The sequence below is a fragment of the Novacetimonas hansenii JCM 7643 genome (assembly GCF_000964405.1).
GTDB lineage: Bacteria > Pseudomonadota > Alphaproteobacteria > Acetobacterales > Acetobacteraceae > Novacetimonas > Novacetimonas hansenii.
Window position 1 is genome coordinate 1 of the sequence record NZ_BANE01000076.1, and the last position, 2,115, is coordinate 2,115.

General features: G+C 62.2%; 1 protein-coding gene. It reads right to left on the minus strand.

What is annotated here, in order from left to right; genetic code table 11:
• A partial coding sequence (locus tag B7G66_RS06075) for a ParB/RepB/Spo0J family partition protein (RefSeq protein WP_048858924.1) occupies positions 1 to 1,925 on the minus strand: 1,925 nt, incomplete at its 3' end.
• Positions 1,926 to 2,115 lie beyond the last annotated feature (190 nt).

Sequence of the window (2,115 nt, forward strand, 5' to 3'; positions counted from 1 at the left end):
GGAAGAAAGTTCTGGAACGCCGTTGCGGCCAGCCGATCGAGGCGTAGCAGGATGCGCGCCTTGGTCACCCGGCCGAGATAATTCTCGACCGTGGGCTGCCAGCCCGCCTCGACCATATCGAGGCTAAGGGCCGACGCCAGTCGATCGGCCCGCTTGAGGCGCTCCGTGACGCTGCGCTGGGACACCGCGCCATAGGCGGGCATGCGCTCGTAAAGCGCGTTGATGCCGAAGGACAGGCAATGGGCCAGCAGCGCCATGCGACTGGCGTCATCCAGCCCGTCGATCCAGCGCCACAGCGCATCCTCGTCATCGGGCAGGTCGTGCTTCCAGCCCTCGTTGCGCTGGCGCAGCGCATGGGCTGGAAGGCTGCCCGGCATGTCGGGCGAATGGACCGGCAGGGAGATTTCCCGGACATAGGCTTCCAGGCAGTCGGTCCCCGGTGTCTGCCAGTACACATCACGCACCAGCGTATGCAGCAGTTCGGTCAGGGCAATGTGCGGGTTGCTGGCAAACGCGTCCCGCAGGGCCAGCGTGCGCCAGGCCGTCAGTTCGGTGAGAAGCCGGTCAGGCAGTGGTTTGATCCCGTCTTCCTCCTCAGGCTCGACGGCGGGAGCGATACCGTCGCCCTCTCCGCTCGCATCGCCACCATAACCAGCAATACGTTCATCCCGCCCATCATATGCGGGGTGATCGTATTCATCCGAACCATCGGCATTACCGGTCTCTTCGGGCTCGGCTGGCATGTCCTCGGGTAGCACGAAGCCTCGCTCCACCTGCAATGTGCCATCACTGTCGAGGCTGACGAAGGCCCCCGCCCGCGCCATGTCAGCGGGATCGAACGCCAGAGGCCGTTCTTCCAGGGCAAGAATGGCCTGCTCGATCTCACCCAGTCTTGCATCCACCTCATCGGGGTATTCGTCGGCCCGGGCGTATTCCGCCTCGATGGTTTCCTGCTCGGTATGCAGGGCTTCGAGACGGGCTGTCTCTTCATCGGTCAGCGGTACTTCCGTGCCGTCGATTTCCGCGAATTGCCGTGTGTGGCCCCATGGGAAAGACAGGGCCGTCTCGACCCATTTCCAGCCCTCGGCGCGGATATCCTCTGCGGCTGCATGCAGTTTTTCCATGACCAGCCGATCCAGAATAGCCGGATCCTGAAGCCAGCCACCATCATCGGCTTCGAACAGGTCGCGCATGATAGGACCACCGGCCGCGAGATAGGCGTCCAGTCCGACAAAGCGTACGCGACGATCCGAGGCCCGCACGGTCTTTTCTGTCAGCATGCGGCGGATGACATAGGGTTCACTGTTATGGCTCTGGGATACGATGTCCCAGACCTGTTCCTGGCGGGCATGATCATCGCTGATGGAAAAGGCCATCAGCTGTTCCAGGCGCATTCGGTCCTGCTCGTAGATATCGAGCAGTTTGTCGGAGACCGTCATCAGCCGCAGGCGCTGTTTGACCACGGCCGGTGCGACGAAGAACGCTGCGGCGATTTCCTCCTCGGACATGCCCTTCTCCAGCATGTCACGGAAGGCGCGGAACTGGTCCAGCGGATGCAAGGCCAGACGCTGGACGTTCTCGGCCAGGGAATCATCCTCGGCGAGAATGGCCGACCCAACCTCGCGCACGACGCATGGCACGGGCGCCGTCTTCGCCAGCCTCTTCTGCTTCACCAGCAGTTCAAGCGCCCGAAAGCGTCGTCCGCCAGCAGGCACTTCATAGGTACCGGTCTCGGCCCCTTCGCCGTCAAGGACGGGACGGACATTCAGGCTCTGCAGCAGCCCGCGGCGTTCGATGTCGCGGGCCAGTTCCTCAATCGACAGGCCGGACTTCACACGCCGCACGTTGGACTGGGACAGCACTAGCCGGTTGAAGGGGATGTCACGGGACGAACTCAGGCTGATTTTGGGAATAGTGGTCACCATGGCGAAAACTCCATGACGGGCGGACAGGCAACTCTCTCCCACCCTCTCAACCCGTCACGAAAATCTACGCAGCCCTCTGACTCTGAAAGCTACACCGAAACCGTCCGCCCTATTCCCGGCAGAAAAATGTTTACTATGGGGGGGGGGGGAAGGGGAATGCTCGCTGTTGGAAACACACCTTTTACGAACG